At 68.6% G+C, this 15,456-nt stretch carries 10 protein-coding genes; 5 read left to right on the top strand and 5 right to left on the bottom strand.

Features of this window, described 5'->3' with window-relative positions; all coding sequences use genetic code 11:
- Positions 1-8 precede the first annotated feature (8 nt).
- Complete coding sequence (locus P7F68_RS06950) at positions 9-620, bottom strand: TetR/AcrR family transcriptional regulator (RefSeq protein ID WP_277831793.1); 612 nt, start codon at positions 618-620, stop codon at positions 9-11.
- Positions 621-796: 176 nt separating this feature from the next.
- On the opposite strand from P7F68_RS06950, the gene P7F68_RS06945 reads away from it, so the two are divergent.
- From P7F68_RS06945 to adeC, 3 genes are all read left to right on the top strand, one after another.
- Complete coding sequence (locus P7F68_RS06945) at positions 797-1,984, top strand: efflux RND transporter periplasmic adaptor subunit (protein WP_277831791.1); 1,188 nt, start codon at positions 797-799, stop codon at positions 1,982-1,984.
- Between the two features lie 10 nt (positions 1,985-1,994).
- A complete protein-coding gene (locus P7F68_RS06940; protein ID WP_002930645.1) occupies positions 1,995-5,153 on the top strand; it encodes an efflux RND transporter permease subunit in 3,159 nt (1,052 codons plus the stop codon).
- A gap of 91 nt (positions 5,154-5,244) precedes the next feature.
- Entirely contained in the window at positions 5,245-6,630 is a 1,386-nt protein-coding gene (gene adeC / locus P7F68_RS06935; protein WP_277831840.1) for an AdeC/AdeK/OprM family multidrug efflux complex outer membrane factor, read from the top strand.
- A 40-nt stretch (positions 6,631-6,670) separates the two neighbouring features.
- On the opposite strand, the gene P7F68_RS06930 is transcribed toward adeC, so the two are convergent.
- Together P7F68_RS06930 and P7F68_RS06925 are read right to left on the bottom strand one after the other, a co-directional pair.
- Entirely contained in the window at positions 6,671-7,156 is a 486-nt protein-coding gene (locus P7F68_RS06930; RefSeq protein WP_002930634.1) for a hypothetical protein, read from the bottom strand.
- A gap of 56 nt (positions 7,157-7,212) precedes the next feature.
- Positions 7,213-7,689, bottom strand: a complete 477-nt coding sequence (locus tag P7F68_RS06925; RefSeq protein ID WP_002930632.1) for a bacteriohemerythrin — start codon at positions 7,687-7,689, stop codon at positions 7,213-7,215.
- 160 nt (positions 7,690-7,849) lie between these two features.
- On the opposite strand from P7F68_RS06925, the gene P7F68_RS06920 reads away from it, so the two are divergent.
- Entirely contained in the window at positions 7,850-9,280 is a 1,431-nt protein-coding gene (locus tag P7F68_RS06920; protein ID WP_277831788.1) for a DUF2868 domain-containing protein, read from the top strand.
- A 4-nt stretch (positions 9,281-9,284) separates the two neighbouring features.
- Positions 9,285-10,709 carry a DUF3482 domain-containing protein gene (locus P7F68_RS06915; RefSeq protein ID WP_277831787.1) on the top strand — a complete coding sequence of 475 codons (1,425 nt, stop codon included), beginning with the start codon at positions 9,285-9,287 and terminating at the stop codon, positions 10,707-10,709.
- An 11-nt stretch (positions 10,710-10,720) separates the two neighbouring features.
- Here P7F68_RS06915 and P7F68_RS06910 read toward each other — a convergent pair whose 3' ends face one another.
- Positions 10,721-11,746: a dihydroorotate dehydrogenase-like protein gene (locus P7F68_RS06910; RefSeq protein ID WP_002944085.1), complete on the bottom strand. Its 1,026-nt coding sequence runs from the start codon at positions 11,744-11,746 to the stop codon at positions 10,721-10,723.
- Positions 11,739-15,374, bottom strand: coding sequence for a pyruvate:ferredoxin (flavodoxin) oxidoreductase (gene nifJ / locus P7F68_RS06905; protein ID WP_277831786.1), 3,636 nt, complete (start codon positions 15,372-15,374; stop codon positions 11,739-11,741). Before nifJ ends, P7F68_RS06910 begins: the two co-directional genes overlap by 8 nt.
- Positions 15,375-15,456 lie beyond the last annotated feature (82 nt).

Below are 15,456 nucleotides of genomic sequence, written 5' to 3'. Positions count from 1 at the left end.
GCGGAGTCTCAGGGGCGCTGGATCAGGGCTGCGATCATGTCCTGAACTTCGCGCGTCAGGCGTGCGCGATCAAGGTCCGGGTTGCGGATGCTGCGTAGCAGCAGGCCCTCGAAGAGGGTCGCCAGGGCCTCGACCATGCTGTCGATGCGCTCCGCACCGTCCCTGTGGCCGTTCGCGCGCCGCACGGCGCTCAGGGTCTCGGCGAGGCTTTGCCGGCAGATCGTGTCTGCTTCGCGGACGATCTCGCAGACGCGGGGGTTGCGCGCGGCCTCAGCGACGATCTCGAGCTTGAGCCCGGCGGTGGCGGGGTCCAGTTGGTCTGCGACGCCTTCGGCCGCGCGCTCGATAAGGGCCTGTCCGATATCGCCCGCTGCCCTCAGTTCGGCACTCAGCTTCAACAGACCCTCAAGATCCTGCGCCACGATGGCGGCGATGATCGCCTCCTTGTTGTCGAAGTAGTGATAGATGTGGCCGGCACTCATGCCGGCGCTCTTCGAGATCTGCGCTATGCTGGCGCCATGGAAGCCGTGCTCGCGAAAGCACTGCGCGGCGGCGCACAGAATCTGCTGGCGGCGCGCCTCGGCGCGGGTGTGGTCGGTCGTGCTGGATGATGTGGGCATGTAATGGTCTCCTGCGATCCTGGCCGTGGATCGTCTTTTCGATCTTGCACTGCAGCAGAGACTAACATAGAATGAGCGTTCAATCTAGAATAACCATTCTAAAGAGCAGGTCTTGTTCGCGCTGGCCAGGAGCTGGGGTGGAGCAAGGGCTTGCTTGCTCAAGAGAGGCCTGACCCATGCACTTCTCCCGCATTCCCCTGTCACGCGCAGCCGCGGCGCTGTCGCTGGTCCTGGGCGCTGTCTTCCTCGCCGGCTGCGGCCAGGGCAATGGCGGTGCCGCGGCCGCGGCGGGCGCGCCGCCGGCGCCGGCCGTCACCGTCATCACTGTCCAGACCGAATCCGTGCCCATGGTGGTGGAGTTGCCCGGGCGCACCACGCCGTCATTGATTGCCGAACTGCGCCCGCAGGTCACCGGCATCCTGACCCAGCGCGCCTTCAATGAGGGCAGCGAGGTCAAGGCAGGCCAGGTCCTGTACCGCATCGATGCGGCACCCTATCAGGCCGCCTACGACAGTGCCCGTGCCAGCCTGGCGCGCGCCGAGGCCAATGCCGATGCGGCGCGGCTGCGTGCGGAACGCCATGCCGGGCTGGTGGCGATCGAGGCGGTCAGCAAGCAGGCCAACGACGATGCGCAGGCCGCGCTCAAGCAGGCGCGTGCCGAGGTTGCCGCCGCGAAGGCCGCAGTCGACAAGGCGAAGATCGACCTCGACTACACCCAGCTCAAGGCGCCGATCGCGGGCCGGATCGGCCGCTCGGCGGTGACGCCGGGGGCCTTGGTCACCGCCAACCAGGCACAGGCGCTCGCCACCGTGCAGCGCCTCGACCCCATCTATGTCGACCTCACGCAGTCCAGCGCCGACATGCTGCGCCTGCGTCGCGAGGTCGAATCGGGCCGCGTGCAGCGTGGTGCCGGCGGCGCTGTGGAAGTCCGGCTGCTGCTCGAAGACGGCAGCGAGTACGCAGCGGCGGGCCGCCTGGCCCTGTCCGAGGTGACGGTGGACGAAGGCACGGGCAGCGTGACGCTGCGCGCCGAGTTCCCCAACCCCACGGGTGACCTGCTGCCGGGCATGTACGTCCGTGCGCGCCTGCCGCAAGGCGTGCGCGCCGAGGCGGTGCTGGTGCCGCATGCGGCTGTGGTGCGCGACGCGCGCGGCAGTGCGCTGGTGATGGTGGTCGATGAGCAGAACGTGGTTCAGGCGCGTCCGGTAGAGGTCGTGCAGGCGTTCGGCGACAAGTGGGTGCTGGGCGGTGGCCTGCAGGAGGGCGAGCGCGTCATCACCGAGGGCCTGCAGCGCGTTCGCCCCGGCGTGACCGTGCAGCCCGACCAGGCCGGCGTGGCGCCGGCCGCCGCGGCCCAGCAGTGAGGTAGCCACCATGGCCCGCTTTTTCATCGACCGACCCATCTTCGCGTGGGTCATCGCCATCGTCATCATGCTTGCCGGCGCGCTGTCCATCCAGCAGCTGCCGGTATCGCAGTATCCCTCCATCGCACCGCCGGCCATCGTCATCAACGCGCGCTATCCCGGCGCTTCGGCCAAGGCGGTCGAGGACTCGGTGACGCAGATCATCGAGCAGAAGATGACCGGGCTCGATGGCCTGCTGTACATGAAGTCCACCAGTGACTCCTACGGCAATGCCGCGGTGACGCTGACCTTTTCGGCCGACACCGACCCCGATATTGCCCAGGTGCAGGTGCAGAACAAGATGCAGACGGCGCTGCCGCTGCTGCCGCAGCCGGTGCAGCAGCAGGGGGTGACCGTCGCCAAGTCGGCGGCCAACTTCCTGATGGTGGTCGGCTTCGTGTCGGAAGATGGCACGCAGTCGGGCACCGACCTGTCGGATTTCCTCGTGTCCTCGGTGCAGGATCCGCTGTCGCGGGTCGAGGGGGTCGGCGAGGTTCAGGTGTTCGGCTCCCAGTACGCGATGCGGGTCTGGCTCGACCCCGCGAAGCTGACCAATTTCCGCCTCACGCCGGGCGACGTGCGCCAGGCCTTGCAGGCGCAGAACGCCGAGGTGTCCGCCGGCCAGCTCGGCGGTACGCCCGCCGTGCCCGGTCAGGGCTTCACCGCCACCATCACGGCGCAGAGCCGGCTGCAGACTGCGGAACAGTTCGAGGACATCCTGCTGCGCAGCAGCGCGCAGGGCGGCGAGGTGCGGCTGCGCGACGTGGCGCGCGTCGAGATCGGTGCCGAGAACTACGGCACCGTCGCCCGCTTCAACGGCCAGCCCGCCGCGGGCGTCGGCATCCGCCTGGCTTCGGGGGCCAACGCGCTCGACACCGCGACCGCGGTGCGCGCCCGACTCGATGACATGCAGCGCTACTTCCCTGCCGGGGTGCAGTACGTCGTGCCCTACGACACTACGCCCTTCGTCAAGATCTCCATCCAGTCGGTGGTGATGACCCTGATCGAGGCGGTGGTGCTGGTCTTCCTGGTCATGTACCTGTTCCTGCAGAACCTGCGCGCGACCCTGATCCCGACCATGGCAATTCCGGTGGTGCTCCTCGGCACCTTCGGCCTGATGGCGGCGTTTGGCTTCTCGATCAATACGCTGACCATGTTCGGCATGGTGCTGGCGATCGGCCTGCTGGTCGATGACGCCATCGTCGTGGTGGAGAACGTCGAGCGCGTCATGACCGAGGAGGGCCTGCCGCCCAAGGAGGCCACCAAGCGCTCGATGGACCAGATCACCAGCGCACTGATCGGCATCGGCCTGGTGCTGTCGGCCGTGTTCGTGCCGATGGCCTTCTTCGGCGGCTCGACCGGCGTGATCTACCGCCAGTTCTCGATCACCATCGTGTCCGCGATGGCGCTGTCAGTGCTGGTGGCGATCGTGTTCACCCCGGCGTTGTGCGCAACCATGCTCAAACCGGTGCAGCAAGGTCATGGTCATGGCGAAGGTGGCCTGCTGGGCGGCTTCTTCACCTGGTTCAACCGCAGCTTCGACCGCAGCACGCGGCGCTACGAGTCCGCCGTTGGCGGCATCCTCAAGCGCAGCGTGCGCTTCCTGGCAATCTACCTTGCCATCGTTGCGGTGCTCGGCCTGTTGTTCATGCGCATGCCGACCTCCTTTCTGCCGGAGGAAGACCAGGGCGTGATGTTCAATCAGGTCGTGCTCCCCGCCGGGGCGACCCAGGAGCGCACGCTGGAGGTGCTGAAGAAGGTCGAGGACCATTTCCTCGAGAACGAGAAGGACACCGTGCGTGCGATCTTCACCGTCGCCGGCTTCTCCTTCGGTGGCAGCGGCCAGCACATGGGCATCGGCTTCGTCAATCTCAAGCACTGGGACGAACGCAAGGCACCGGGCATGGATGTGAAATCGGTCGCCGGCCGAGCGATGGGCGCTTTCTCGCAGATCCGCGAGGCCATGGTGTTCGCCTTCGTGCCGCCGGCGGTGATCGAGCTCGGCACCTCGGGTGGCTTCACGGTGCAGATGCAGGACCGCTCGGGTCTCGGCCATGACGCCCTGCTCGCCGCACGCAACCAGTTCCTCGGCATGGCGGCGCAGGATCCGCGTCTGGTGGGCGTGCGCCCGAACGGCCAGGAAGACATGCCCGAGCTCAAGCTCGACGTCGATCATGCCAGGGCGGGCGCACTCGGCCTGTCCATCGCCGACATCAACGACACGCTCGCCACCGCCTGGGGCGGTAGCTACGTGAACGACTTCCTCGATCGCGGCCGCATCAAGAAAGTGTATCTGCAGGGCGATGCCGCCGCGCGCATGACGCCGGAAGACCTCGACCAGTGGTTCGTGCGCAACAAGGCGGGCGACATGGTGCCGTTCTCGGCCTTTGCCAGCTCGCACTGGACCTATGGTTCGCCGCGTCTCGAGCGCTTCAACGGCCAGCCGTCGATGGAGCTCCTCGGCCAGGCTGCCCCCGGGCTTTCGTCCGGCGAGGCGATGCAGGCGGTCGAGGAGATCATGGCCAAGCTGCCGCCGGGCATCGGCTACGACTGGTCGGGCACGTCTTACGAGGAACGTCGCAGCGGGTCGCAGGCACCGGCACTGTATGCCTTGTCGCTGCTGGTGGTGTTCCTGTGCCTGGCGGCGCTGTACGAGAGCTGGTCGGTGCCTTTTGCGGTGATGCTGGTGGTCCCGCTCGGCGTGCTCGGCGCGCTGATGGCGGCGACCGGACGCGGGCTGTCCAACGACGTGTATTTCCAGGTCGGCCTGCTCGCCACCATCGGCCTGTCGTCCAAGAACGCGATCCTGATCGTGGAGTTCGCCAAGGCGCAGATGGAGGAACAGGGCAAGGACCTGGTGTCGGCCACGCTCGCCGCGGTGCGCATGCGCTTGCGGCCGATCCTGATGACCTCGCTGGCCTTCGGGTTTGGCGTGCTGCCGCTGGCGATCGCCACCGGCGCCGGTGCCGGCAGCCAGAACGCGATCGGTACCGGCGTGCTCGGCGGCACGATCTCCGCGACCCTGCTCGGCATCTTCTTCGTGCCGCTGTTCTATGTCGTGATCAAGCGCATTTTCCCGGACAAGTCCGGCGCTGCGGCGACTGCGCCCGCTGCCCAGGAGGGACGTTGAAATGATTGACCATGTTTCCAACATTGCGGCCGCAGGTGCTGCGTCGCAGCCGGCGCGGGCGAGCCGCCGCCGCCCGCCGCTGCGCGCCTTGATGGTGGCGCTGGCGGCCAGCGCCCTGGGTGCGTGCTCGATGATGCCGGCCTACGAGCGTCCGGTGGCGCCGGTGCCGGCGAGCTTGCCGCAGACCCAGCAGAGCGCCGGGCCGGTCAGCGCGCAGGCGGGCGACAGCGCTGCCTGGGCCGACTACTTTGCCGACGAGCGCCTGCGCGGGGTGATCGCGCTCGCCCTCGACAACAACCGTGACCTGCGCATCGCAGCGCTCAACATCGAGCGTGCGCGGGCGCAGTACGGCATCCAGCGTGCAGATCTGTTGCCGTCGATCGCGGTCAGCGGCGGGCAGAGCGCGCAGCGCGTGCCGGGCGACCTCAACATGAGCGGCGAGTCCGCCATCAGCCGCCAGTATTCGGCCAACCTCGGTTTCGCATCCTACGAACTGGACTTTTTCGGCCGCGTGCGCAGTCTCGAGGAGCAGGCCCTGCAGGTCTATCTCGGCACCGAAGAGGCGCGCCGCAGCGCGCAGGTCAGCCTGGTGGCCGAGGTCGCCAACGCCTGGTTGCGCCTGGCTGCCGACCGCGAGCGCCTGGCGCTGGCGCGCAGCACGCTGGAGACGCGCCAGCAGTCGGTGACGCTGGTGCGCCGCAGCCTGGAACTGGGCGCGGTGTCGGCGCTCGACCTCAACCAGGCCGAGACCCTGCTGCAGACGGCACGTGCCGACGCCGCACGTTATGCCGCGCTGGTGGCGCAGGATGAGAATGCGCTCGCGCTGCTCGTCGGTGCCGCTGTCCCGGCCGGCTTGCAGCCCCCGGCGCTGGACGACAGCGTGGCCGCCGTGCCGGTGCTGCCGGCAGATCTGTCCTCGGAGGTGCTGGTGCGCCGGCCCGATGTGGCGCAGGCCGAGCGCGCGTTGATGGCGGCCAATGCGAGCATCGGCGCGGCGCGCGCAGCCTTCTTCCCGCGCATCACGCTCACCGCCAGCGCGGGGACCGCGAGCAGCACGCTCGATGGCTTGTTCGACGCGGGTTCGGGGGCGTGGAGCTTCGTGCCGCAGATCCGCATCCCGATCTTCGAGGCCGGCCGTCTGCAGGCGAGCCTGGACGTGGCCGAGATCCAGCGTGACATCAATGTCGCGCAGTACGAGAAGGCGATTCAATCGGCCTTCCGCGAGGTGGCCGACGCGCTCGCCGAGCGTGCCACGCTTGCCGAGCAGCTCGCGGCGCGCCAGGCACTGGTGCAGGCGACGCAGCGCAGCTTCGAGCTGTCCGAGGCGCGCTACAAGGGTGGGGTGGACAGCTATCTCAACCTGCTCGATGCGCAACGCAGCCTGTACGGGGCGCAGCTCGAGCTGATCGGCACGCGCCTGAGCGATGCGGTGAACCGCGTCGCCTTGTACAAGGCCCTGGGCGGCGGCTGGCGGTGAGGTGGTGGGGCCCCGTCAGCCGGGGCGCCCACCTGCAGCCTTACTCACATTCGGCAGTGCAGTCGCCGGTGCTGCAATCGGCCACGGCGACCTTGCAGGCCTGCTTGCTGCGATAGACCATGCGGTGGTCGTTCTCGTAGTCGCACACCAGTCGGGTGAGGCCGTTCTTGCTGTCGCTGCTCATGCGCAGCGGCTTCGAGGCGTGGATCTGTTCGGCCGGCACATTGCACGACAGGTAGCCGCTGAACTTGCCGTCGGCAGACTCCCACATGGCGATGTTCTTCGCTTCCTTGTAGTTCTCGAAGGTCGAGCAGGTCAGCACGTCACGGCCGTACAGGCGCGCGTTGTCGCCACAGAAGCCCATGTAGGTGTACTTGAGCTCGGCCTCGGTCGGGCAGGCGGCGACCTGTACGGCGGTCTTGAGGTCGGGGCAGGCGTGGTTGTCGGCCTGTGCCGGGCCGGAGAGCAGGCCGGCGGCCAGGCAGAGTCCAATCAAGGCCTTGAACGGCGGGGTGCGTCTGTGCATCGTGTCCTCGTGGGGTCGAGTTTGCGGTTGATCGATTGGCGATTGTTGGCGGCGGCTTACCAGAACTTCCACCACCATTTGCGCTTCTTCATCGCCTGCTCGACGTGATCGGACCACTTGGTCTCGCCGCCGGATTCGATGAAGTAGGCTCCGAAGCGCTTGTCGGCCTCGTTGATATGGCGAGTCAGCCACACCTTGAGGAAGTGCAGCAGTTCGAAGGTGATGGTGGCCTGCCCGGTATCGAGCTTTTCCTGCAGTGCGCGCACCTGGCCGATCAGATCTTCGTGGTTCTGCTTGTGCGCAGCGAACTCGGGGTAGTTCGACACCCGCATCAGGCTTTCCTCTACGGCGAAGTGCGTGCGTGTGTAGTCGGCGAGCTTGTCCAGTATCTGGCGCGAGGTCGCGGAGCCGTGATGCTCCCGGATTGCCTCATGCAGTTGGTTGAGCAGGTCGACGAGTTCCTTGTGCTGTTCGTCGATCTCCTGCAGCCCGACGCTGAACTCATCGGACCAGTGGAAGAGGTCGGTCGTCATGGTTTTACATGGCTGAGGTCGAAACCCGAAGGCTAACCCTTTTCCTGGCAAGGTGATTGACTGTGGTCAACGATGGGCATCTTCTTTGCAATGCAAGTGCGCTGCTTTGTGGCGGCCGCTATTGCTATCCTTGCAGGCCATGGATCGCGGACAAACACCCTTGAGCGCCTCTGAGGCAAGCAGCCACCGCTTGGGCCGGCTCGAAGTGCACTGGCTGGCCGAGCTGGTGCGCCGCCATGAGACGCGGCACGGGCCTCTCGACGACGACGAAGCCAATGCCCAGGCGCGCAAGGCCGGCCCTGACTTCGGCGCGCGCGTGCTGCAGCGTGCCGCGCTGCTTGGTGCGCGCATGGGCTGGTGCGATGCGGTCGTACGCTGGCATGGGCGTGCGCGCATGCTGCTCGCGCTTGCGCTCCTGCTCGCGCTGCTCGCCGGCTTTGCGGCCGCTGCGGGTGTGCTCGGCGATGGCGGGCGACCGATCAACGTGGTGAGGGCCGTCGGTGGTCTGCTCGGCGTGCATGTGCTGAGTCTGCTGCTGTGGCTGTTCGGCCTTGGGCTGCAGGGGCGCATGGGGGGCGGCCCTGGCCGCGGTGGCCTGCTTGGGCGCGCGTGGCTCAGGCTGGTGGGCGTCCTCGACCGCAGCCAGGCGGCTGCCGATCTGCCCGCCGCGCTCGGCAGTCTGCTGGCGCGCGGACGCCTGGCCGCGTGGGGCATCGGCGCGGTGAGCCACGCGCTGTGGCTGGCGGCACTGCTGGGCGCGGCGCTGGGTGTGCTGGTGCTGCTGGCGACCCGGCGCTACGGCTTCGTGTGGGAGACCACCATTTTGCCCGCGCACACCTTCATCAGTCTCAGCGCGGCGCTTGGCGCGCTGCCGGCGGCAATCGGCTTCCCGGTGCCCGACGCTGCGCTGGTCGCGGCCAGCGGCGACGCGCCGATGCTGGAGGAGGCTGGTCGACGCGCATGGGCGGGCTGGTTGCTCGGTGCGGTCGTGGTCTATGGCGTGCTGCCGCGCCTGGCGCTGGCACTGCTGTGTGCGGGCTTGTGGCAGCGTGGCCTCGGCCGCATCGGCCTGGACGTGTCGCTGCCGGGGTATGCCCGCCTGCGCCCGCTGTTGATGCCCGATAGCCTGCGCATCGGCGTCAGCGATCCCGAGCCCGCCCGCATGCCGCGACCGCAACGCCACGCGGCAGCGGCGTCTGCTGCGGACGACGTGATCGCCGTGGCGCTCGAACTTGGAGAAGACCTCGATTGGCCACCGCAGCGGTCTGGGATGCCCTGGCAGGACGGCGGACGCATCGACTCGCGTGAGCAGCGCCGTACCCTTCTGGAGCGGCTTGCGGCTCGCCCGCCCGCGCGCCTGCTGGTCGCGGTGGATGCGCGCCAGACACCGGATCGCGGCAGTCTCGGGCTCGTCGCCGACCTGGCTGACCGCAGTGCCGCAATCAAGGTCTGGGCGCGCACTGCCGGCCGGCCTGCCGCGCGCCTGCCGCAGTGGCGCGATGGTCTTGCCCGCCTTGGGCTCGATGGCGCCCTGGTCGAGGATGAGGCCGCAGCGCTCGCCTGGCTGGAACAGGCGGGCGGCGAAGGATGAATGCATGCACGCGATGAATGACACCTTGCGCCTGGCCGTGGTCGGCCACACCAACACCGGCAAGACCTCGCTGCTGCGCACCCTGGCGCGGGACGTGGGTTTTGGCGAGGTATCGGACTGCGCTGGCACCACGCGCCATGTCGAGGGCCTGCGCCTGATGGCCGACGGCTTGCCAGCGGCCGAGCTCTTCGATACGCCCGGCATGGAGGATGCGATCGCGTTGCTGGAGTTCAGCGATGGCCTGGTCGCAGCAGGCGAGCGTGTGGACGGGCCGGAGCGTGTCGCACGCTTTCTCGCCAGCGAGGCGGCGCGTGGCCGCTTCGAGCAGGAGGCCAAGGTGTTGCGGCAGATGCTGGCGAGCGATGCCGCGCTGTACGTGATCGATGCGCGCGACCCCGTACTGCCCAAGCACCGCGACGAACTCGAACTGCTCGCCGCCTGCGCCCGTCCCGTGCTACCGGTGCTCAACTTTGTCGCCGCGCCGAATGCGCGGGTGGCCGACTGGCGCGCCGCGCTCGCGCGCCTCGGCCTGCATGCGGTGGTGAGCTTCGACACCGTGGCGCCGCCGCTCGACGGCGAGCGCGAGCTGTTCGACACACTCGCTACCCTGATCCACGCCCATCGCCCTCGGCTGCAGGCGCTCATCGATGCGCGTGCGCGCGAAGCCGATGCTCGCCGCGAGGCCGCGCAACGCCTCGTTGCCGAACTGCTGGTGGAACTCGCCGCCCGTCGCGACCGTATCGACGAGCCCGCCGGCGAGGCCAGCGAGGCTGCGCTGAAGGCCGCGGTCGAGCGCCTGCACGCCGTGGTGCGCGCGCGCGAACAGGCCTGTGTCGATGCCTTGCTGCGCCTGTACCGCTTCCGCCCCGATGATGCCCGGCTCGACGAACTGCCGCTCGCCGACGGACGCTGGGAGGATGACCTCTTCAACCCCGAGACCTTGCGCCAGATGGGCGTTCGCCTGGGCACCGGCGCCGCGGCGGGGGCGGCCGCCGGCGTCGGTGTGGACCTGATGGTGGGCGGCATCACGCTGGGTGCCGCGGCGGCGCTCGGTGCCCTCGCCGGTGGCCTGTGGCAGACCTTCGGGCACTATGGCGAGCGCATCGCCGCCAGGTTGCGCGGCCACCGCGAACTGACGGTCGACGATGCCATCCTGCGTATCGTCGCACTGCGCCAGCGCGAACTGCTTGCAGCGCTGGAAGGTCGCGGTCACGCTGCGATGCAGCCGATCGAGCTCGGTCGCGCAGCCGCAACGGCGGCGGTCGCGCCGGCAGTCGAGTCAGCGGTCGACCCGGTCGTCCGCCAGTGGCGCAGCGGGGCGCTGCCAGCGGCGCTCGGCCGTGCCCGTGCCCACCCCGAGTGGGCAGGCGAGGCGGCCGATGCGGACAAGGACGAGGCGATCGCCGAACTGCTGGCTGTCCTCGCCTGAGCCTGCCGTCCTCAGTAACGCACCCCGGGCGGCGGGCTGAACGAGTCGATCGCGTTGAGATAGGCCGCACGCGCGAAGGCACTCGGGTCGGCCAGCCTGCGCTGGCTCATCGAGCCCTTTAGCTGCGCCACCGATTCGTATTCGCGCTCGTGCATCCAGCGCGTCATGCCCGCCAGCGTTTCGGTGAGGGCTTGCGGGCCGTTCTTCAGCAATGCGCTCGCCATGTGCACCACGTCGGCGCCGGCGAGCAGCATCTTGAGCGCGCCCTCTGCCCCATGCACGCCGCCGGTCGCGGCCAGGCTCAGGCTGGTGTGGCCGTGCAGCAGCGCGATCCAGCGCATCGTGAGCAGGCCGTCGGCCGGCGAGGACAGCTGCACGCGGTCGACCACGGACAAGGTGTCGAGGTCGATGTCGGGCTGGAAGAAGCGGTTGAAGAGGGACACGCCGGCGCCGCCGGCCGCTTCGATGCGGGCAACGAAGTTGGGCAGCGCGGAGAAGAAGGGCGACAGCTTCATCGTCACCGGGATCTTGACCACCGCAGTCAGCTCGCGCAGCAGGGCGAGGTAGCGCTCCTCCAGCGCGGTGCCGGTGAGCGCCGGGTCGCTCGCCATGTACCAGGCGTTGAGTTCGAGCGCGTCGGCGCCGGCTGCTTCCATCTCGCGGCCGAGCTCGACCCAGCCCGACAGCGAACTGCCGTTGAGGCTGGCGATGACCGGGATGGACAAGCGCGCCTTCAGGCACTCGATCTGCTCGAGGTAGGTGTCGAGCTTGCTTTGGTAGCCGGCGTCGGCAGGCAGGTGGCCGGCAGCTTCGCCGAAGGTGTCGGGATGGATCAGGAAGCGGTCCAGCATGCGCTCGTCGTTGATCACATCCTCCTCGAACAGCGAGTGCATGACGATTGCCGCCGCTCCAGCGTCCTCCAGATGGAGCACCGGGTCGAGGCTGCGGCTGAGCGGCGTGGAGGACGGCACGAGCGGGTTCTTCAGCGCCAGGCCGAGGTAGGTGGTGCGCAGGTCGGGGGTGTCGAGCTCAGCCATTTTGCGTGTCTCCGGTGCGGGCGGCGGCATCCCCGCTGCCAGTTTCGTCCATGGCGGGCAGGGCGGCCAGCTCCATGTAGTCGTGGTGGCGGTGGCGGGCGTGGCGTTCGGCCTCATTCAGGAAGCGCTCGGACGCACCGGGGTTCTGGCGCTCGAGCACGGTGAAGCGGGCCTCGTTGCGGGCGAAGTCGCGGTAGGGCACGCTCGGCGCAGCGCTATCCACCGACAGCGGGTTGCGGCCCTGTGCGCGCAGCCGTGGGTCGTAGCGCAGCAGCGGCCAGTGGCCGGACTTCACCGCCAGGTCCTGCTGGTGCAGGTTGAAGGACATGTCCACGCCGTGGGCGATGCAGGGGCTGTAGGCGATGATGATCGACACCCCCGGGTAGCTCTCGGCGTCGAGGAAGGCCTTGAGCGTATGCACGTCCTTGGCGCCGTAGGCCACCTTGGCGACGAACACGTTCTCGTAGTCCATCGCGATCTTGGCCAGGTCCTTCTTGTGCGCGGGCTTGCCGCCGGCGGCGAACTTGGCCACCGCGCCCAGCGGTGTGGCCTTGGAGTTCTGTCCGCCGGTATTGGAATACACCTCGGTGTCGAGCACGAGGATGTTCACGTCCTCGCCCGAGGCCATCACGTGGTCGAGGCCGCCGAAGCCGATGTCGTAGGCCCAGCCGTCGCCGCCGATGATCCACACGCTGCGCCGGATCAGGTACTCGGCGAGCGCCGCGAGCTGGTGCGCGGCCGGGGTGTCGATGGTCGCGAGACTCTGTTTCAGCAGTGCGACGCGTTCGCGCTGTTCGTGGATGCCGGCCTCGGTGTGCTGGTCGGCATCGAGCAGCGCGGCGACGAGCTCAGCACCGAGCGCCTCGCCATGGGTCGCCGCCAGCGCTTGCAACTGGGTACGCGCGGCGGCGGCGAGCTGGTCGGTGGCCAGGCGCATGCCGAGGCCGAACTCGGCGTTGTCCTCGAACAGCGAGTTGTTCCAGGCCGGGCCGCGGCCGTCGGCGTCGGTGCAGTAGGGCGTGGTCGGCAGGTTGCCGCCATAGATCGACGAACAGCCGGTGGCGTTGGCCACCAGCATGCGGTCGCCGAAGAGCTGTGTGGCCAGGCGGATGTAGGGTGTCTCGCCGCAGCCGACGCAGGCGCCGGAGAACTCGAACAGCGGCTGCAGCAGCATCGAGCCGGGGATGGTGCTGCGCTTGGCGTCGCGGCGGGCGAGGTCGGGCAGCTTGAGGAAGTAGTCCCAGTTCTCCACCTCCTGCGCGCGCAGCGGGGGCTGCTGCGCCATGTTGAGCGCCTTGTGCGAGACGTTGGACTTGTCGCGGATCGGGCATACGTCCACGCACAGCGTACAGCCGGTGCAGTCCTCGGGCGCCACCTGGTAGCTCATGTGGGTGCCGGGGGCGTAGTCCTTGCTCCGCGCGGGAGTGTGTTTGAAAGCAACAGGGGCGTCGGCGACGAGATCAGAAGGGAAGATCTTGGCGCGGATCGCCGAGTGCGGGCACACGAAGACGCATTTGCCGCACTGGGTGCATAGCTTCTCGTCCCACACCGGGATTTCGAGCGCGAGGTTGCGCTTTTCGTGGCGCGCGGTGCCGGTGGGCCAGGTCCCGTCGACCGGCAGCAGCGACACCGGCAGGGCGTCGCCCTTGCCCTGGATGAGGGGAAGGGTGACGCGGCGGGTGAAGGCGTCGAGGCCGGCGGCGATCGCAACCGCGCCGGCCGCGGCGTCTGGCGCGGCCGGCGTCTCGGGCACGTCGACGCGCTGCAGCGCGGCCACGGTGGCGTCGATGGCGCGGTAGTTCTGCTCGGCGATGCGCCGGCCCTTGCGGCCGTAGGTCTTCTCCACCGCGCGCTTGATCGCGGCGATCGCCTGGTCCTGCGGCAGGATGCCGGAGATGGCGAAGAAGCAGGTCTGCATCACGGTGTTGATGCGCCGCCCCATGCCGGCGTCGAGCGCGACCTGGTAGGCGTCGATGACCCAGAAGCTGATCTTCTTCTCCACCATGCGGCGCTGCATCGCCGCCGGCAGCGTCGCCCACACCTTGTCGGCGGGCAGGCTGGCGTTGAGCAGGAACACCGCGCCCGGTGCGGCGTGGGCGAGCACGTCGTGCTGCTCGATGAAGAGCGGCTGGTGACAGGCGACAAACCTGGCGTCGCCCTCGCCGGTGAGGTAGGCCGAGCGGATCGGCTGCGGGCCGAAGCGCAGATGCGACACCGTCATTGCACCCGACTTCTTGGAGTCGTAGACGAAATAGCCCTGGGCGAAGAGCGCGGTCTCGTCGCCGATGATCTTGATCGAGTTCTTGTTGGCCGACACCGTGCCGTCCGAGCCCAGGCCGTAGAACACCGCGGCGAAGGCGCTGGCGGCGGCGTCGGTGCGGAAGCCGGCGTCCCAGGGCAGCGACAGGCCGGTGACGTCGTCCTCGATGCCGATGGTGAAGCGGCGGCGCGGCGCGGCCTGCTGCAACTCTGCGAACACGGCGCACACCATGGCGGGGTTGAACTCCTTGGAGCCCAGGCCGTAGCGGCCGCCGATCACCCTCGGCATGGCGGCGAAGTGGGGTGCGGTGCCGGCCTGGTCCTCGGCCAGCGCCACCATCACGTCCTTGAACAGTGGCTCGCCGTCGGCGCCGGGTTCCTTGCAGCGGTCGAGCACCGCCAGGCTGCGCACGCTGTGCGGCAGCGCCGCGAGCAGGGCGGCGGGGGCAAAGGGGCGGAACAGGCGCACCTTCAGCAGGCCCACCTTGTCGCCGCGGGCGGCGAGGTGGGCCACCGTCTCTTCCACCGTGTCCGCACCCGAACCCATGATCACGATCACGCGCTCGGCATCGGGCGCGCCGACGTAGTCGAACAGCTTGTAGCGGCGGCCGGTGAGCGCGGCGAAGTCGTCCATCGCCTGCTGCACGACGGTGGGGAAGGCGTCGAACCAGGGGTTCTGCGCCTCGCGGGCCTGGAAGAACACGTCCGGGTTCTGCGAGGTGCCGCGGATCACCGGGCGCTCGGGCGACAGCGCGCGTGCGCGCTGCGCCGCGATGCGCTCGGCCGGCAGCAGCGCGTGCAGCACATCGTCGGTGACGAAATCGATCTTGGCGACCTCGTGCGAGGTACGAAAGCCATCGAAGAAATGCAGCACGGGCACCCGGCCGGCCAGTGTTGCCGCGCTGGCGATGGCGGCGAAGTCGTGCGCCTCCTGCACCGAGTTCGAGGCCAGCAGGGCGAAGCCGGTGGCGCGGGTGGACATCACGTCGGAGTGCTCGCCGAAGATCGACAGCGCATGAGTGGCGAGCGCGCGTGCCGCGACATGGAAGACCGTGGGCGTCAGTTCGCCGGCGATCTTGTACATGTTGGGGATCATCAGCAGCAGGCCTTGCGAGGCGGTGAAGGTGGTCGCCAGCGCACCGGCCTGCAGGGCACCGTGGACTGCGCCGGCGGCGCCGCCCTCGGACTGCATCTCGACCACCCGTGGCACGCTGCCCCACAGGTTGGGTTTGCCCGCGGCAGCCCATTCGTCGGCCAGCTCGCCCATGTTGGAGGAGGGCGTGATGGGGTAGATCGCGATCACTTCGGATGCGCGGAAGGCGACGGAGGCGGCGGCCTCGTTGCCGTCGATGGTGATCTTGGTGCTCATGGAACACTCCTCGATGCCGACGATGAACCACGATACGAAGACATTGCGGTGCAACATTTGACATTTGTCATGGAATGACTCC

This window comes from Thauera mechernichensis (assembly GCF_029588855.1).
In the GTDB taxonomy this organism is placed as follows: Bacteria; Pseudomonadota; Gammaproteobacteria; order Burkholderiales; family Rhodocyclaceae; genus Thauera; species Thauera mechernichensis.
Note: the sequence above shows the minus strand (reverse complement) of the source record. Positions and strands in the feature narration are given on the sequence as shown.

Excerpts from the sequence above, each read along its gene's own strand:
- P7F68_RS06940 (WP_002930645.1), top strand. The coding sequence starts at position 1,995 with ATGGCCCGCTTTTTCATCGACCGACCCATCTTCGCGTGGGTCATCGCC.
- P7F68_RS06945 (WP_277831791.1), top strand. The coding sequence starts at position 797 with ATGCACTTCTCCCGCATTCCCCTGTCACGCGCAGCCGCGGCGCTGTCG.
- P7F68_RS06910 (WP_002944085.1), bottom strand. The coding sequence starts at position 11,746 with ATGGCTGAGCTCGACACCCCCGACCTGCGCACCACCTACCTCGGCCTG.
- P7F68_RS06925 (WP_002930632.1), bottom strand. The coding sequence starts at position 7,689 with ATGACGACCGACCTCTTCCACTGGTCCGATGAGTTCAGCGTCGGGCTG.
- P7F68_RS06930 (WP_002930634.1), bottom strand. The coding sequence starts at position 7,156 with ATGCACAGACGCACCCCGCCGTTCAAGGCCTTGATTGGACTCTGCCTG.
- adeC (WP_277831840.1), top strand. The coding sequence starts at position 5,245 with ATGGTGGCGCTGGCGGCCAGCGCCCTGGGTGCGTGCTCGATGATGCCG.
- P7F68_RS06915 (WP_277831787.1), top strand. The coding sequence starts at position 9,285 with ATGCACGCGATGAATGACACCTTGCGCCTGGCCGTGGTCGGCCACACC.
- P7F68_RS06950 (WP_277831793.1), bottom strand. The coding sequence starts at position 620 with ATGCCCACATCATCCAGCACGACCGACCACACCCGCGCCGAGGCGCGC.
- nifJ (WP_277831786.1), bottom strand. The coding sequence starts at position 15,374 with ATGAGCACCAAGATCACCATCGACGGCAACGAGGCCGCCGCCTCCGTC.